At 71.1% G+C, this 14,143-nt stretch carries 14 protein-coding genes; 9 read left to right on the top strand and 5 right to left on the bottom strand.

Annotated elements, in window-relative coordinates:
* Window positions 1-82: 82 nt before the first annotated feature.
* Window positions 83-1,354, bottom strand: coding sequence for an acyl-CoA dehydrogenase family protein (locus tag ACIPJ2_RS09160; protein WP_402728555.1), 1,272 nt, complete (start codon window positions 1,352-1,354; stop codon window positions 83-85).
* Between the two features lie 184 nt (window positions 1,355-1,538).
* Here ACIPJ2_RS09160 and ACIPJ2_RS09155 point away from each other — a divergent pair, with 184 nt between their 5' ends.
* From ACIPJ2_RS09155 to ACIPJ2_RS09145, 3 genes are read left to right on the top strand one after another with little or no spacing between them, the layout of a single operon-like run.
* Entirely contained in the window at window positions 1,539-1,766 is a 228-nt protein-coding gene (locus ACIPJ2_RS09155; protein WP_402728554.1) for a helix-turn-helix domain-containing protein, read from the top strand.
* A complete protein-coding gene (locus ACIPJ2_RS09150) occupies window positions 1,759-3,129 on the top strand; it encodes a type II toxin-antitoxin system HipA family toxin (RefSeq protein WP_402728553.1) in 1,371 nt (456 codons plus the stop codon). The genes ACIPJ2_RS09155 and ACIPJ2_RS09150 overlap by 8 nt, the downstream gene beginning before the upstream one ends.
* A gap of 10 nt (window positions 3,130-3,139) precedes the next feature.
* A complete protein-coding gene (locus ACIPJ2_RS09145; RefSeq protein WP_402728552.1) occupies window positions 3,140-3,856 on the top strand; it encodes an MgtC/SapB family protein in 717 nt (238 codons plus the stop codon).
* A gap of 15 nt (window positions 3,857-3,871) precedes the next feature.
* Here ACIPJ2_RS09145 and ACIPJ2_RS09140 read toward each other — a convergent pair whose 3' ends face one another.
* Window positions 3,872-5,356 carry a reverse transcriptase family protein gene (locus ACIPJ2_RS09140; protein ID WP_402728551.1) on the bottom strand — a complete coding sequence of 495 codons (1,485 nt, stop codon included), beginning with the start codon at window positions 5,354-5,356 and terminating at the stop codon, window positions 3,872-3,874.
* Window positions 5,357-5,394: 38 nt separating this feature from the next.
* Between ACIPJ2_RS09140 and ACIPJ2_RS09135 the strand changes: the two genes are divergently transcribed.
* Complete coding sequence (locus ACIPJ2_RS09135) at window positions 5,395-5,955, top strand: histidine phosphatase family protein (RefSeq protein ID WP_402728550.1); 561 nt, start codon at window positions 5,395-5,397, stop codon at window positions 5,953-5,955.
* Between the two features lie 173 nt (window positions 5,956-6,128).
* On the opposite strand, the gene ACIPJ2_RS09130 is transcribed toward ACIPJ2_RS09135, so the two are convergent.
* On the bottom strand, window positions 6,129-6,932 hold the full coding sequence (locus tag ACIPJ2_RS09130; RefSeq protein WP_402728549.1) for a DUF1684 domain-containing protein: 804 nt from the start codon (window positions 6,930-6,932) through the stop codon (window positions 6,129-6,131).
* A gap of 54 nt (window positions 6,933-6,986) precedes the next feature.
* Window positions 6,987-7,949 carry an SDR family NAD(P)-dependent oxidoreductase gene (locus tag ACIPJ2_RS09125; protein ID WP_402728548.1) on the bottom strand — a complete coding sequence of 321 codons (963 nt, stop codon included), beginning with the start codon at window positions 7,947-7,949 and terminating at the stop codon, window positions 6,987-6,989.
* 87 nt (window positions 7,950-8,036) lie between these two features.
* On the opposite strand from ACIPJ2_RS09125, the gene ACIPJ2_RS09120 reads away from it, so the two are divergent.
* Both ACIPJ2_RS09120 and ACIPJ2_RS09115 read left to right on the top strand, forming a co-directional pair.
* Window positions 8,037-9,053 carry an HD domain-containing protein gene (locus ACIPJ2_RS09120; protein ID WP_402728547.1) on the top strand — a complete coding sequence of 339 codons (1,017 nt, stop codon included), beginning with the start codon at window positions 8,037-8,039 and terminating at the stop codon, window positions 9,051-9,053.
* On the top strand, window positions 9,050-9,331 hold the full coding sequence (locus ACIPJ2_RS09115) for a hypothetical protein (RefSeq protein ID WP_281264330.1): 282 nt from the start codon (window positions 9,050-9,052) through the stop codon (window positions 9,329-9,331). Before ACIPJ2_RS09120 ends, ACIPJ2_RS09115 begins: the two co-directional genes overlap by 4 nt.
* A gap of 21 nt (window positions 9,332-9,352) precedes the next feature.
* Here ACIPJ2_RS09115 and ACIPJ2_RS09110 read toward each other — a convergent pair whose 3' ends face one another.
* Entirely contained in the window at window positions 9,353-10,621 is a 1,269-nt protein-coding gene (locus tag ACIPJ2_RS09110) for an ROK family transcriptional regulator (protein WP_402728546.1), read from the bottom strand.
* Window positions 10,622-10,796: 175 nt separating this feature from the next.
* Between ACIPJ2_RS09110 and ACIPJ2_RS09105 the strand changes: the two genes are divergently transcribed.
* From ACIPJ2_RS09105 to ACIPJ2_RS09095, 3 genes are read left to right on the top strand one after another with little or no spacing between them, the layout of a single operon-like run.
* Window positions 10,797-11,786: a carbohydrate ABC transporter permease gene (locus ACIPJ2_RS09105; protein WP_281264328.1), complete on the top strand. Its 990-nt coding sequence runs from the start codon at window positions 10,797-10,799 to the stop codon at window positions 11,784-11,786.
* Window positions 11,787-11,790: 4 nt separating this feature from the next.
* A complete protein-coding gene (locus ACIPJ2_RS09100) occupies window positions 11,791-12,717 on the top strand; it encodes a carbohydrate ABC transporter permease (RefSeq protein WP_402728545.1) in 927 nt (308 codons plus the stop codon).
* On the top strand, window positions 12,714-14,117 hold the full coding sequence (locus ACIPJ2_RS09095) for an extracellular solute-binding protein (protein WP_402728544.1): 1,404 nt from the start codon (window positions 12,714-12,716) through the stop codon (window positions 14,115-14,117). The genes ACIPJ2_RS09100 and ACIPJ2_RS09095 overlap by 4 nt, the downstream gene beginning before the upstream one ends.
* The last annotated feature ends 26 nt before the right edge of the window (window positions 14,118-14,143 follow it).

The raw sequence follows: 14,143 nt of genomic DNA, 5'->3' as shown, positions 1-14,143 counted from the left end.
ACGAGCCCGCTGCTCGTGGGCGTCACCGCGTTGCGCGGGATGACGGGGCATTACGCCTCGGCCGTCGCAGCGCGACCGGACGTTACGCGGACGCGGCGTCAGCGGTCGACGGGGCGGCGGCTGCCGTCGGGTCCCGGCGGTCGAGCGGGCTCGCGCCGTTCACCAGGTGGTCGCCGACGATCCGCCGCTTGTGCACGCGCGGGTTGTGCGACGACAGGGTGCGCGCGTTCCGCCAGTGCCGGTCCAGGCCGATCGATCGGAAGGTCCCCGACGACCCGAGGGCGTCGAACACCACGGTCGTCGCGTCCAGCACCGAGTCGGTCACGACGGTCTGCGCCTGGGCGACCGTGATCCAACTCCGCTCCAGCAGCCCGGTCAGCGTCTCGTCCCCCGCCGGTTCCGCTCCGGCTGCGCGCAGTTCGGCGTGGCGGTCGACGGTGTCGTCGATCGACCGGAGGCTCGCGACGAACGCCGCATCCGCCGCGTACACGCGCGCGGCGACGGTCCCGACGACACCGAGGAGCTCCGGGTCGTGTGTGGGACGGGCCTCGGTCCCGTTGTGGTGTCCACGGGCACGGGCGCGCAGGGCGGCGACACCGTCGCGGAGCGCCGCACGCCCGATGCCGACGAGGATCGCGTGCATGAAGGTCTGGTAGTACTGCTCCTGGTACGGGTACCGCGTGGCGAACGGGTGCACGCGCTCGTCCGGGACGTGCACGTCGGTGTACCGCACGCTGCCGCTGCCGGTGATGCGCTGCCCGAAGCCGTCCCAGTCGTCACCGACCACCACGTCGGGGTCCTCGGCGTCGACGAGCGCCACGACCTGCTCCCCCGCCTCGTCGATCGCCATCACCGTGATCCACCTGGCGTAGACGCTGCCCGTCGAGTAGAACTTCGCGCCGCTGATCCGCCAGCCGCCGTCCGGGTCCCGGCGCGCGGTCGTGGTGATGCGCTCCCCGCTGGCGTTCGGCGTCTCGCTCCACCCGCCCCCGACGACCTCGCCGCCACCGAGCCGCCCGACGAGCTCCCGGTCCGCGGCGCCGCCGTCCGCGTGCACGCGGTCCTCCACGAACGAGAAGTGGTTCCGCCACACGTGCGCCAGGTTCGGGTCCACCTCGGCGATCTCGGCGACGGCGCGGAACAGGTCGGAAAGCCGAGCGCCGACGCCGCCCCAGTCCTCCGGGGTCCGCCACCGCGCGAACCCGGCGTCGACGAGCCACCCGAGCTGCTCCGTCGCGAGGCGCTCGTCACGCTCCCGCTCGAACGCGTCGAGTCCGATCCGCTCGATCACGGGCCGGAGCGGCGCGATGAGCTCGTCGTACCGGTCGTCTGCTGGGATCTCACTCGGGCACATGCGGCGCACGCTACCGACCGCGCGCACAGCCGGACACCGCTGCCGCAACCTCGTGCAACGCGGCGAAACCGGGCGTCACACCGGAGCGGCACGTCGTTCGTGTCAGCGTTGACGGACACGACGACCGATGTTACGTTCGACGGACACGCCGCCCCATGTCACCCTCGACGGACACGGAGACCTCATGATCGCAGATCGCGTCATCGACTGGGCGAACATCGTCCGGGAACGACGGACTATGCTCGGCGCGACCCAGGCGGACGTCGCAGCCGAGTTGGGGACGAGCCGGCAGTGGGTGTCGAACTTCGAGAACGGTCGATCCACCTCGGTCGCCGAGCTCGCCACCGTCTTGCGACTCCTCGCGGTCCTCGACCTGACCGCCTTGCTCACCTCGGAGCCGGCCGATGCCTGACATCGACCTCGGCGTGTACCTGGGGGGACGACGCATCGGGTCCGTCGCCGAGTCCGACGGTGCACACCGACTGACCTTCGACGACGAGTGGAGACGGTCCTCTGGCCGGCTCGAGTTGAGCGCAGGACTCGTGAAGTCACAGCGCGTGCACGAAGGTCCGCGGGTGTCGGCGTACCTGCAGGGGCTCCTCCCCGACGACGCGCGGGTCCGCAGCCGCTGGGCAGCCCGGTTCCAGACGGCGAACACGCCGCTCGGCCTGCTCAGGCACATCGGCCTGGACTGCGCGGGCGCCGTGCAGTTCTCGACCACGACGAGCGACGACCTCGATCTCCCCGGCGGTCTCGAACCCGTCGACGACGCCGACGTCGCCGAGCATCTCGCGGCCCTGCGCGGTGATCCGTCGGCCTGGGCGATGCCAGCGGACCACGGCGGCTACTTCTCGCTCGCCGGGATGCAGTCGAAGTTCGCCTTGCGACGCACGGATGACGGGTGGACCGTCCCGTGGGGCAGCGAGCCGTCGACGCACATCCTGAAGCCCGGGATCTTCGGCCTTCCACACCAGGGGGTCGTCGAGCACCTCACGCAACGGGCAGCGCGTGCCGTCGGGATCGACGCTGCGGCGACCACGATCGAGCGCTTCGGCGACGAGGTCGTGCTCGCCGTGGAGCGGTACGACCGGGTGCGTCGCCCCGACGGCACGGTCGAGCGTGTCCATCAGGAGGACCTCGTCCAGGCGCTCGGCATCGACCCGGAGACGAAGTACGAGTCCGACGGCGGGCCGGGCATCCGGAGCTGCGCAGGCCTCCTCCACGACGCCCTGCGCGGCCGGGCAGCCACCGAGGGCATCATGCGGTTCATGGAAGGCGTGGTCTTCCACTGGGTCGCCGTCAGTACGGACGCGCACGCCAAGAACTCCTCGCTCCTCCACACCGCGCGGGGAAGCGACCTGGCACCGATGTACGACGCGGCGTCGGCCCTCGCGTACGAACGTGTCGACGGCATGCACCCGAAGCAGGTCAAGCTCGCGATGAAACTCGGTTCCGACTACCGGGTCGACTCAACACAGGCGCGGCACGTCGCCCGGACGGCGGCAGAAGTCGGCGTGGACCCGCAGTGGGTCGTCGAGCGCGCCCGTTCGATCGCGTCGGCGTTCCCCGACGCGATCTCCGACGGGTTGCGCGCGCTCGCGGGCGCCCAGGTCGGCGTCGACGACTCGTTCCGCACCGCCTTCCTCGACGCGGCAGCACGCCGCTCGGCTGCGGTCATCCGATCGATCGATCAGATGGGGTCGCTTCCCGCTGCGGGGACGCAAGCCGCGGCCCGAACCGCTTCCGGGCGGTTCGCCGCGAAACGGGGAGAGTAGCGTCGACGCGATGACCATCCACGACCTGACCGCGCCGTTCGCCGGACAGGGGCTGGTGCAGATCGGCGAGGTCCTGCTCGCGTTCGCCCTCGCGTCGCTCATCGGACTCGAACGGCAGCTCCGGTCGAAGAGCGCGGGCATCCGCACGCAGACCATCGTCGGCACGGCCTCTGCCCTGATGCTGCTCGTCAGCAAGTACGGCTTCAGCGACGTCCTGCTCGCCGGCCACGTCGTCCTCGACCCGTCGCGCGTCGCGGCCCAGATCGTCTCAGGCGTCGGGTTCCTCGGCGCCGGGCTGATCCTGACGCGCCGTGGAGCCGTCCGCGGGCTCACCACCGCGGCGTCCGTGTGGGAGACCGCGGCGATCGGCATGGCCGCCGGCGCCGGACTCTGGCTGCTCGCCCTCGTCGTCACCGCCCTGCACTTCGTGGTGGTGTTCGGCTACACGGCACTCATCCGCGCGCTCCCCCGTTCAGCGGAGTCGTCGTTGACGCTCGACGTGCTGTACGACTCGGGCCGAGGCGTGCTGCCGAAGGTCCTGACGCTCGTCACCGCCAGCGGCTGGCACGTCGGCCGGCTCGTCCAGCAGGAGAGCGACCGTGACGAGACGACCGCGGTCCGGCTGGAGGTCACCGGACCGCGGGACTCCGGCATGCTGCTCGCACAGCTCGGCGAGGTCGACGGCGTCCGCGCGGTCGACCCCACCGCGGCCGACGACCTGGAGTGACCTGCCGAGGACCAGTCACCACGAGATGCGTGCGAACTCCTCCCGGAGCCGTCGCGCCCGCCCCGGGTGCACCTGCTCGACCCATCCGATCCGCCCGAGCAGGTGTTCGCGGAAGGCGGGGTGCCCTGATCGGTTCTGCGATGTCGGACCGTGCACGACGCAGTTGTGCAGTTCCGCGTGCAACCGATCGACCTCTCGCCGACCGGGTGCGGTCCGTGCGTTCACGACCACGCCCGTGACCGACTGCCGCACACCGTGTCGGCGGACACGGGTCTTCCGTGGGTTCAGTCGATGGCCCTGTTCGCGGACGATCCTGTCGACGCCGCGGAGGAACGCATCCGTCCGGCTCGCCAGGCGATCACCACCGCTGAACACCAGATCGTCCGCGTAGCGGGTGTAGGTCGCGTCCACCGCCGTCGCCCAGCCGTCGAGCCGCGCGTCCAGGTGCCGGAGCGCCAGGTTGGCCAACGCGGGGGACGTCGGTGCGCCCTGCGGCAGGTGCGCTTCGGCGAGGGATCGTCGGAGCGCCGCCCGCTCGTCCGGGTCGCCGCCGTCCGGCATCGCCGTGAGCACGTGGGGCGGGACCCGGTGCGTGCAGATCCCCGTGAGGACGTGGGCGAGGGGTTCGGCGAAGCCCGCCGCACGGAACACGCCGTAGACGGTGGGAGCGCGGACCGACGCGAAGAACGAGGTGAGGTCCGCGGAGACGACGACCTCCCGTCCCACGTGCGCCCTCGCACCGGAGAGCACGCCCCTGCCCGCGACGAACCCGTGCGCGGCGCCGTGGACGGGCAGCGCGACGAGCAGCTCGTCGAGGATCGTCCGTTGCGTCCGCTTGAGCATCTCCATCGGCTTCTCGAGCAACCGAGGCGCGCGTCCAGGACGTCGCACCCACTCGTGCCGGTGGTGGTGCAGTGGGCTCGACGGCCCACGGCTCCGGTTCCACCCTCTGGTGTCCGCGAGCCACAAGAGCCGCCCGACGGTGAGGTCCAGCGCCCGGGCCAGTTCCGGCAGCGTGTCGACCAGCAGCCGACTCGCCGTCTCGGGCCGTGCCCGCACCGGGACCGCCTGCCGTGCGAGGACCCGAACGGGCCGCACCTGCTCCCGCGACCGGTGCAACGTCGCCAGTCGGGGCGCACGGGCGAGCACCGCCGCGAGCTGCCGCGGTGCGTCCACCGGTGGCCGTGGGTACGCGTCGAGCGCGGCGGCGACCGACAGGCCGACGTACGCCCGCTCGACACCGAGGACGTCGTACCCCGCGACGGTCAACGCGTCCGCGGTCCACTCCTCGGCAGCCAGGAAGGCGTCGGCCAGCGCGGCGGCGACGACGGCGAGGGGCGTGGCGTTCCCGGGGGACCTGTCGGTGCCTCCGTGAGGATGAGCGCGCGGAGCGCGCCGTGCCTCTCGGGGCGTGTCGTCCTGCTGGTCCTGCGTGCCCCGGGGTGACCCCGGAGAGGTCGACGCGTCACGCGCGCCGTCCGCCTCCCCCGGGAACTCCACGCAGTCACGATACGACAGCCCACTGCCATGATCGACGGATGCCGTCGTTCTTCCTGACCCATGCCGAGGTCGTCGTCGATCCCGCTGCGCCGATCGAGTCGTGGCACCTGTCCGACACCGGTCGTGCCCGCGCCGCTGCTGCACACCGCCACGCGTGGCGTCCCGGCACGGCACGGATCGTCTCGAGCGGGGAGCGCAAGGCCCTCGAGACCGCCGACCTCCTCGCCCGGACCGTCGGCCTGGCCACGACGGTCGACCCACTCCTCGGCGAGATCGACCGGAGCGCGACCGGCTACCTGCCGCCGTCGGAGTTCGAACCGGTCGTCGACGCCTTCTTCGCCCGCCCCGCCGAGTCGGTCCGGGGATGGGAGCGCGCAGTCGACGCGCAGGCCCGCATCGTCGATGCCGTCCGTCGGCACACCGCGGACGGGGCCGACGTCACGATCGTCTCGCACGGCGCGGTCGGCGCGCTCCTCCTCGCAGACCTCACCGGGGCGGCGATCTCCAGAGACCTCGACCAGCCGGGCATGGGCAGCGTCTTCACGTTCGATCCGCGCGCGTGGCGCGCGACGTCCGGATGGACGCGCGTGACGCACTGAAGGTACCCACCCACCGGACTGGAGGCTCCCCCTCGGCCCGCCCCGCGCCTCCAGTCCGACCGGTGGTCGGTTCCCCCCGTGCCACGTCGCGAGCTTACGGTCGCGGCCCCGCCGGCAGCGTCCTGGTCCGGGCGGATGTGTCCGGAGACCCACTCGGGTGTCCGCCGACCCGCTCAGGCCGGGAGCTGCTCGCCCGCCTCGACCGCGACGTCGAGCCGGTTCTCGGCCGGTGGCAGCGGGCAGGTGGCGTGCGCCGTGTAGGCGCACGGCAGGTTCGTCGCACGGTTGAAGTCGATGCGGGTGCGGCCCTCGGCATCAGGGGCGTCGATGTTGAGGCTCCGGTTCGCCGCGGACGTCGTGACGCCGCTCGTCCGGTCGGTGAACAGCACGTGCAGCCCGGCGCCGTGCCCGTTGAACGCCAGCAGCGTCCGCGGCCCGTCGAGGTCGAACGACAGGGTCCCCGGTGCGGCGTACACGTGCTGGAGTCCGTCGACGACGGAACCGACCGTGACCTCGCGCGGCTCGTCGAACGGGGTGAACCGGGCGTCGACGACGAAGCGCTCGTCCGGTGCGTACGCCGGTGTACCGCGGTACCCGGTGCGGATCGGGCTCGACGGGTGCCTCGGGCGGACGATGTCGCTGCCGCCACGGCGGGCCACCTCGACGACGGTCGTCTCGTCGTCGGTGCGCCACACCACGGTGGTGGACGAGCGCTCCGCGAGCGGCCCGAACCGGTGCGTGCCCGTGACGACGGCGCCGTCGACCTCGAGCGACTCCCCGTCCGCGAGCACCACGACGGGGCCGTCGTCACTCGTCGACCACTCGCCGGGGGCGTCGTCGAAGCGCTCGGGCGTCCACGTCAGCCAGTGGATGCTCGTGACGGCGAGGAAGCCGTGCTCGTCGGCACGAGCGGCCTCGTGCGCGTCGTGCCACGCACGCCAGTCGGCTGCGAACGCGGTCTCGGTCGTCGTGGTCATGCTCCAGACGCTACGTCGTCCCGGGCCGCGCGGCGACCCGTCCGACATCCGGCGTCACCGGCGGCGGCTGCCAGCGACCAGGGCCAGCACCGCCCCGACCGCGCCGACGACGAGCAGCGGGCGCGTGACGCGCCGTCGCTTCGCGACCCACCCGCCGTCGGTGGCGTTGCCGGACTCGGCCGGCTGCCACAGGTTGCCGTCGGTGGGCTCGCCCTTCCCGCGTAGCGCGAAGGTCTCCACCATCGGTCCCGTGATCGCGTGGAACAGGCCGGGGAAGACGTACTGCAGCGGCACGAGCGACGCCTGGATCCGTCCGACGAACCGGTACCGCTTCGGATGGGCCGCTGCACGCAGCACGGCCCGCCCTGCCCGCTCGACGGACACCGTCGGCGGCAGCGGGTGGGACCGCTTGCCCGTGTAGTTGGCGCCGTTCTGGTAGATCGGCGTGTCGATCGTCGAGGGCATCAGCGTGGTGAACTCGATGCCGGTGTGGGCGAACTCGTCGCCGAGCACGTCGACCAGTCCGAGCGCCGCGTGCTTGCTCGTCACGTACGCGGACTGGTACGGCGCGGACAACAGCGACTGGATGCTCCCGACGAAGACGTAGGTGCCGCGGCCACGCTGCCGCCAGTGCGGCAGGAGGTGCGTGATCGCGTTGAGGTGCCCGTACAGGTTGGTGTCGACGACCCGCTTGAACGACTCGGTGGGGGTCTGCTCGAACAGGCCGTAGACGAACAGGCCCGCGTTCCCGACGAAGACGTCGATCCGTCCGAACCGGCTCGTGACGGTGCCCACGAGGTCCGCCACCTGCTGCTCGTCCGCGACGTCCGTCGTGATCGCGAGGGCCTCGGCACCCAACCGTCGGCACTCCTCCGCGGCGGCCTCGAGACTCTCGTGGCTGCGCGCAGCGAGGACCACCGTCGCGCCCGCTCGTGCGAACTCGTGTGCCGCCGCTCGCCCGATGCCGCTCGAGGCTCCGGTGACGACGACGACCTGACCGCGGAATCGATGTGCCATGTGCCCGTTCGTACGCGCACGGCGCTGTCCATCGACCGTGCGGGCCGTCCCCCGGTAGCGTGAGGTCGGCAGGGTCGAGGAGGTCACGTGCACGGCGACGCAGTGGACACACTGGGCATCGACAGTGTGTGGTTCGACCCGCTCTGGCGCATCGAGGTCCGGCTGACGCCCCTCGAACGGACGGTCCTCACGACGTGGCCGGTCCGGCGGCTCGCGTTCATCGCCCACGCGGGCGCGGCGTCGATCACCACGACGCAGACGTACACGCGCCTCGAGCACTCGCTCGGGGTCCTCGCCCTCGTGGCGCACTTCGCCCCGGACGATGCGCTCGCCCGGGTCACCGGTCTGCTGCACGACGTCGGGCACCTGCCGTTCAGCCACACGCTCGAGGGGCTCGGCGGCCTCGACCACCACACGCTCGGTCGCGCGGCGGTCCGCGGGCTCGCCGACGTGCTGCACGACGGCGGCATCGATCCGGAGGCCGTGATCAGCACGGACGACGGCGCACTGCCGTCCCCGCTGACGAACCGGCGCGGCGGCCTGAAGCTCGACCACCTCGACTCGTTCCTGCGCAGTGGTCAGGCGCACGGCCGGACGACCTCGCCGCCCGCGGAGCTCCTCGGCCGGCTGCGGCTCGTCGACGGCACCGTCGACACCGACGCCGCGACCGCCGCCGCGGTGGTGGACCTCGCGGTGCGCGAGGCCCGGGCGCAGCGGTCCGAGGCGAACATCGTCCCGAACGTCGTGCTCCGGTCGCTGGTGACGCGCGTGCTCGACGCGGGGACGCTCACCCCCTCCCGGTTCGCCGGGCTGACCGACGACGAGCTCTGGGCGGTGCTGCTCGCCGACCCGGCCACGGTCGACGAGGCCGTCGAACTCCGTCGGAACCCGGAGCACTGGCAGTTCGCCGACGGACACACCCCGCCGTCGGACGACGCCCTCGCCCATGTGGTCCGACGGACCTACCTGGACCTGCCGACCGTCGACGGCGCGGTCATCACGAGCGAGGACGTCATCGAGCTGCAGCGCGGGATCCCCCTCGACCTCGCCGTGCAGCGCACCCGTGTGCCGAGCGCGCTCCGGAGTGGGACGATGACGTCATGACCGGTCCCGGGAGCACGAGCGACGGGCTGTCCCTGGACGAGGCAGCCGCGATCGCCGAACACGCGCGCGAGGGCCGTCTCGACATGGACGACCCGCAGATCCGGCAGCTCGTCGGCGAGGCGAACCGGATGATGGTCCGCACGCAGATGTGGGGCGAGCAGCCGGCGACGCCGAGGCGGCGCTGGAAGCGACGCGGCCTCGCGATCGGCGCCGCCGCCATCGTCGCGATCTGGGTGATCGGCTTGCTGGGCCCGCTCCTCCTCCGCCTCGGCGTCTGAGACGGACGCTTCCGCGACCGCCTACCAGGGGTGGGCGATGTCCCGGGGCCGAGCCGGGCCTCCCGTCCGGACCTGCCGCACCGCGGGGGCGACGGGACCGGCCGGGGCGGACGTGAGCAGCACGGCGCACGCCGCGCCGCGGGCGACGACGTCCTCACCGAGCGCCGTGAACGCCACCGCTGGCGCGCGACGCGAACCCAGGCGTTCGAAGAGCCGCGCGTGCAGTGCGTCGAGGAGGGTCGCGCCGCCGGCGAGTGCTGCGCTTCCGCCGACGACCACGCGCTGCACGTCGAGGAGCTCGACGACGTGGACGAGTGCCGACCCCAGCGCCGCGCCGGCCTCGGCGAGGAGCGGCCGTGCCGCAGGCAGCGCGCACAGCTGTTCGAACGCGGCCCGGACGGACGCCGGGTCCTCGGCGACCGGTGGGAGCAACCCGGCGCCCACCCCGCGCCGGACCTGCTGGAGGGGCTGACAGGCCTCCCAGAGCTCGGTCCAGCCGCCGTGCGCGTGCACGGGGATGCCGCCGAACTCCCCCGCGTTTCCGGTACTGCCGCGGACGACCTCGCCACCGACCACGATGCCCGCTCCGACGCCGTGCCCGAGGTACACCGACACCAGGTCCTCGGTCGACCGCGCCGTCCACCACTCGGCGAGGGCACTCGCGACGACGTCCTTCTCGATGCGGACGGGGAGCCCGGTGCGCTCCGCGAGTTCGGCGGCGATCGGGACGCCGGACCACGAGGCGAGCTGCACGGGAGCGCCGAGCGCCGCGCGGTCCTGCTCGATGGGGCCGGGTGCCGCGACACCGATGCCGGCCACGCGCGCGCGGTCGATCCGAGCGGCTGTCACGAGGTCGTCGACCGCGCCGGCCATCGCGTCGAGCGTCGACGAGGGATCGTCGACGTCGGCCGCGCCGAGGTGCTGCTCGGCGACGAGCCCGCCTGCGAGGTCCAGGAGCACCGCGGAGACCTGCGCGGGGTCGAGGTGGACGCCGACGGCGAAGCGACCGTCCGGCGCGAGTTCGAGGCGTCGGCCGGCGACCGGGCCGGCAACCCGGACCGCCGCGCCGGTCTCCCGGACTGCTGCGCCGGTCTCTCGGACTGCGGTGCCGGTCTCCCGGACCAGGCCGTCGGCGAGGAGTCGGGCCGCGATGTTCGACACGGTCTGGGCGGTCAGTGCCGTCCGGGTGGTCAGCGCCGACCGGGTCACGGGACCGTCGCGACGCACGACGTCGAGCACCACGGCGCGGTTGTGCGCCGCGATGTGGGTCGCGTTCTGCCCTGCAGACATCTCAGCGACCCGGTGCTTGACGAAGCTCGTGCATGGTCCCTAGCATTCCTGACCAAGCGAATTTGTCAATCAATTGGATTGAACCCATCCGGACGGGCAGATCGCCGAGTGACCACACCGAGGTGGTCGCGCCCGTCGTCACACCGCTGTGCGACGGGAACTCGAAGGGACGCCCGTGACGACGACCGCTCGCCCGGCCACCACAGCGCGACCCGCTCCACCGACCGAGCGCACCGGTCGACGAGCGGGGAAGAAACACCCCTGGACCGCGGCGGAGAAGCGACGCCTCCGCATCGGTATCGCCTTCATCTCCCCCTGGATCGTCGGGGTCCTCGTGTTCATCGCGTACCCGCTGATCTACTCCTTCGTGATCAGCCTGACGCGGTACTCCGGCATGAACGCCGCGACCTTCGTCGGGTTCGGCAACTACATCGCCGCGTTCATCGACCCGCTCGTCCACACCGCCGTGGGCAACACGCTGTTCTACGCGGTGATCGCGGTGCCCGTCGGCATCGTCGTGGCGATCGTGATCGCGCTGGCGATGAACCAGGACGTCAAGGAGATCAGCTGGTACCGGACGGCGCTGTACATCCCGTCCCTCATCCCGACCTTCGCCCTCGCGTTCATCTTCGTCGTGCTCGTCAACCCGCAGACCGGCATCGTGAACCAGGCGATGAAGCTCGTCGGGATCCCGGCGACGAACTTGCTCGGCGACCCGACGACCGCGAAGCTCGTGATCGTCGCCCTCGCGCAGATGGGTGCCGGCAACGCGGCGCTGGTGTTCCTCGCCGGCATGCGCGGCATCCCGAAGACCCTGTACGAAGCAGCACGCGTCGACGGCGCCGGTCCGGTGCGGCAGTTCTTCGCGCTGACGCTGCCGCTGATCTCCCCCGCGATCCTGTTCAACCTCATCACGGGGATCAGCAACGGCCTGCAGGTGTTCACCGAGGCGTACGTGATCTCGTCCGGCACCGGCGGACTCGGCTCCCCGGACAACGGGACGTTGTTCTACATGCTCTACCTCTACAAGAACGCGTTCAGCTACGCGCAGCTCGGGTTCGCGAGTGCGATGGCCGTGCTCCTGTTCCTCGCCGGGATGATCCTCTCCGGACTCGTCTACTGGCTGTCCAAGCGGTTCGTGAACTACGACGTGAGCGGGGAGTGACGCCATGACGATGCAGAAGGACCGACCGACCGTCACCAGCTCCCTGGAGACCGTCCGCCCGAAGAAGCGCGCCGGCGAGCGCTCGCGCAACGCCGACGGCTCCGTCCGCTCCCCGTGGTCGTCGATCGGTGCCCGTGTGGTGCTCATCGCGATGAGCCTGCTGTTCCTCATCCCCATCTACTGGATGGTGATCTCCGCGCTGAAGAGCAACAGCGAGCTCGGCGCGTTCCCCCCGACCTGGTTCCCGCAGTGGCTGGACTGGTCGAACTTCGGCGAGGCCGTGAACGCGATGCCGTTCTTCACGTTCTTCCGGAACACGCTGATCATCACCGTGCTCGTGACGCTGTTCTCGATGGTGTCGAACCTGATCATCGCCTACGGGTTCTCGTGCATCGAGTGGCGTGGCCGCGACCGGATGTTCTACGTCGTGCTCGCGACGCTGTTCATCCCGTTCCCGGTGACGCTCATCCCGATGTTCGACCTGTACGCGCGGCTCGGCTGGATCAACACCTTCCTGCCGCTCGTCGTCCCGAGCCTGTTCGGGTCCGCGTTCTACGTGTTCCTCCTCCGACAGTTCCTGCTGCAGATCCCGAAGGACCTGCTCGACGCCGCACGCATGGACGGCGCGTCCGAGTGGCGCATCCTCTGGCGGATCGTGTTCCCGCAGGCCAAGGCCGCGCTCGTCACGGTCGGCATCTTCGCCGCGGTGGGTGCCTGGAACGACTTCCTCGGCCCCCTCATCTACCTGCAGGACGAGAACGTGCAGACCCTGTCGATCGGCCTCCAGGTGTTCCGCCTGAACAACAGCGCGGACTTCCAGTTCAACCAGCTGATGGCGGCATCGATCCTCATCATCCTGCCGCTCGTCATCCTGTTCTTCTTCTTCCAGCGGACCTTCCTCAAGGGCATCCAGATCGGGAGCTTCAAGTGAACGCGCGACACAACGGCGCCGCCTTCGACCGCCGGACCTTCCTCCGTGCCGCCGCCGCGACGGGCGGTGCCGGTGCCCTCGCGTTGCTCGCCGCCGGGTGCGCGACGGGCGGTGCCGGCAGCAACCCGAACTCGGTCTCGATCTGGGGCGTCACTGGCACCTTCGTGCCGTTCCAGACCAAGGTCATCAACCAGTTCAAGCAGCTGCACCCGGAGATCGACGTCCGCGTCAACCAGGTGCCATCGCAGGGCACCGGCGACGCCACCAGCGTCATCACGGCCGTCCGCGGTGGGACAGCTCCCGACCTGTGGCTCCTCGACCGGTTCAGCGCGGCGCAGTACGCGGCGATCGGGCTCATCGAGCCGATCGACGAGCTGATCGCCGAGTTCGAGGACGTCTCCAAGGAGGAGTTCCTGTCCTCCTGGCTCGGGTTCACCGTCGGCGAGCTGACCTACCAGGGCAAGACGTACGGCCTGCCGCACGACACCGACGCCCGCGGGATGTTCGTGAACCGCACGATGCTCCGCGACGCCGGGCTCGACCTGGACGAGTTCGACTGGGAGCAGAACGGCCCGGTGACGATGGACCGGATGGCCGAGGTCAGCGACAAGCTCACGGAGAAGGAGGGCGGCAACTACAGCAAGATGGGCCTCCTCCCCTGGTACGGCGAGGGCTGGCCGTTCACGTGGGGGCTCGGACTCGGGGCGTCGTACTTCGACCAGGCCGACTCGCAGATGACGATGGACTCCGGCAGCGTCAAGAAGATCTACGAGTTCTACGACGAGTGGGCGCAGCGCTACGGCTACCGCGCCGCGGACACGTTCATCGCCACGTACGAGCCCACGGGACACCCGCCGGGGCAGACCGCGTTCCTGGCGAATCGCATGGCGTTCATGGTCAGCGTTCCCTCGACGATCCAGACGTTCGACAACTACGGGCCGAAGGACCTCGACTGGAACATGGCGTACCTGCCGACCCAGGCCGCCGGTGACGACAAGTACACCTGGTCCGGCGGCTTCGCGCTCTGCCTGCCGAAGGGCTCCAAGAAGAACAAGGCCGTGTGGGAGCTGATGAAGTACTTCACCGGCAAGCGCGGCCAGGAGACCTACATGGTCCCCGCCACGAGCGTCCCGTCGAACATCGCCGCACTGAAGGACCCGAAGGGCTCCGCGAAGTCGATCCGCTTCTTCGTCGAGTCGATGCCCGACTCCACCTGCCGCCCGCCCCTGCCCGTCGGGGGCGCCTGGTGGGACTCCCTCGCGGACGCCAGGTCGAGCGTGCTCCTCGGCACCGCGTCGCCGCAGGAGGCGGTCGAGCGCGCACAGGCGCGGGTCAACCCGATGATGCAGACCTACTCCCCGTTCAAGCTGCCCAAGGACTACGACAAGGTCCGGGTCTAGCTTCCCCGGGCCGGATCACGCACCAC

Source organism: Curtobacterium sp. NPDC090217 (assembly GCF_044746705.1).
Lineage (GTDB): Bacteria > Actinomycetota > Actinomycetes > Actinomycetales > Microbacteriaceae > Curtobacterium.
The sequence above is the reverse complement of the archived record's forward strand: the minus strand, read 5'-3'. Positions and strand labels throughout refer to the sequence as shown.

Excerpts from the sequence above, each read along its gene's own strand:
- ACIPJ2_RS09160 (WP_402728555.1), bottom strand. The coding sequence starts at position 1,354 with ATGTGCCCGAGTGAGATCCCAGCAGACGACCGGTACGACGAGCTCATC.
- ACIPJ2_RS09155 (WP_402728554.1), top strand. The coding sequence starts at position 1,539 with ATGATCGCAGATCGCGTCATCGACTGGGCGAACATCGTCCGGGAACGA.
- ACIPJ2_RS09150 (WP_402728553.1), top strand. The coding sequence starts at position 1,759 with ATGCCTGACATCGACCTCGGCGTGTACCTGGGGGGACGACGCATCGGG.
- ACIPJ2_RS09145 (WP_402728552.1), top strand. The coding sequence starts at position 3,140 with ATGACCATCCACGACCTGACCGCGCCGTTCGCCGGACAGGGGCTGGTG.
- ACIPJ2_RS09135 (WP_402728550.1), top strand. The coding sequence starts at position 5,395 with ATGCCGTCGTTCTTCCTGACCCATGCCGAGGTCGTCGTCGATCCCGCT.
- ACIPJ2_RS09130 (WP_402728549.1), bottom strand. The coding sequence starts at position 6,932 with ATGACCACGACGACCGAGACCGCGTTCGCAGCCGACTGGCGTGCGTGG.
- ACIPJ2_RS09125 (WP_402728548.1), bottom strand. The coding sequence starts at position 7,949 with ATGGCACATCGATTCCGCGGTCAGGTCGTCGTCGTCACCGGAGCCTCG.
- ACIPJ2_RS09115 (WP_281264330.1), top strand. The coding sequence starts at position 9,050 with ATGACCGGTCCCGGGAGCACGAGCGACGGGCTGTCCCTGGACGAGGCA.
- ACIPJ2_RS09110 (WP_402728546.1), bottom strand. The coding sequence starts at position 10,621 with ATGTCTGCAGGGCAGAACGCGACCCACATCGCGGCGCACAACCGCGCC.
- ACIPJ2_RS09100 (WP_402728545.1), top strand. The coding sequence starts at position 11,791 with ATGACGATGCAGAAGGACCGACCGACCGTCACCAGCTCCCTGGAGACC.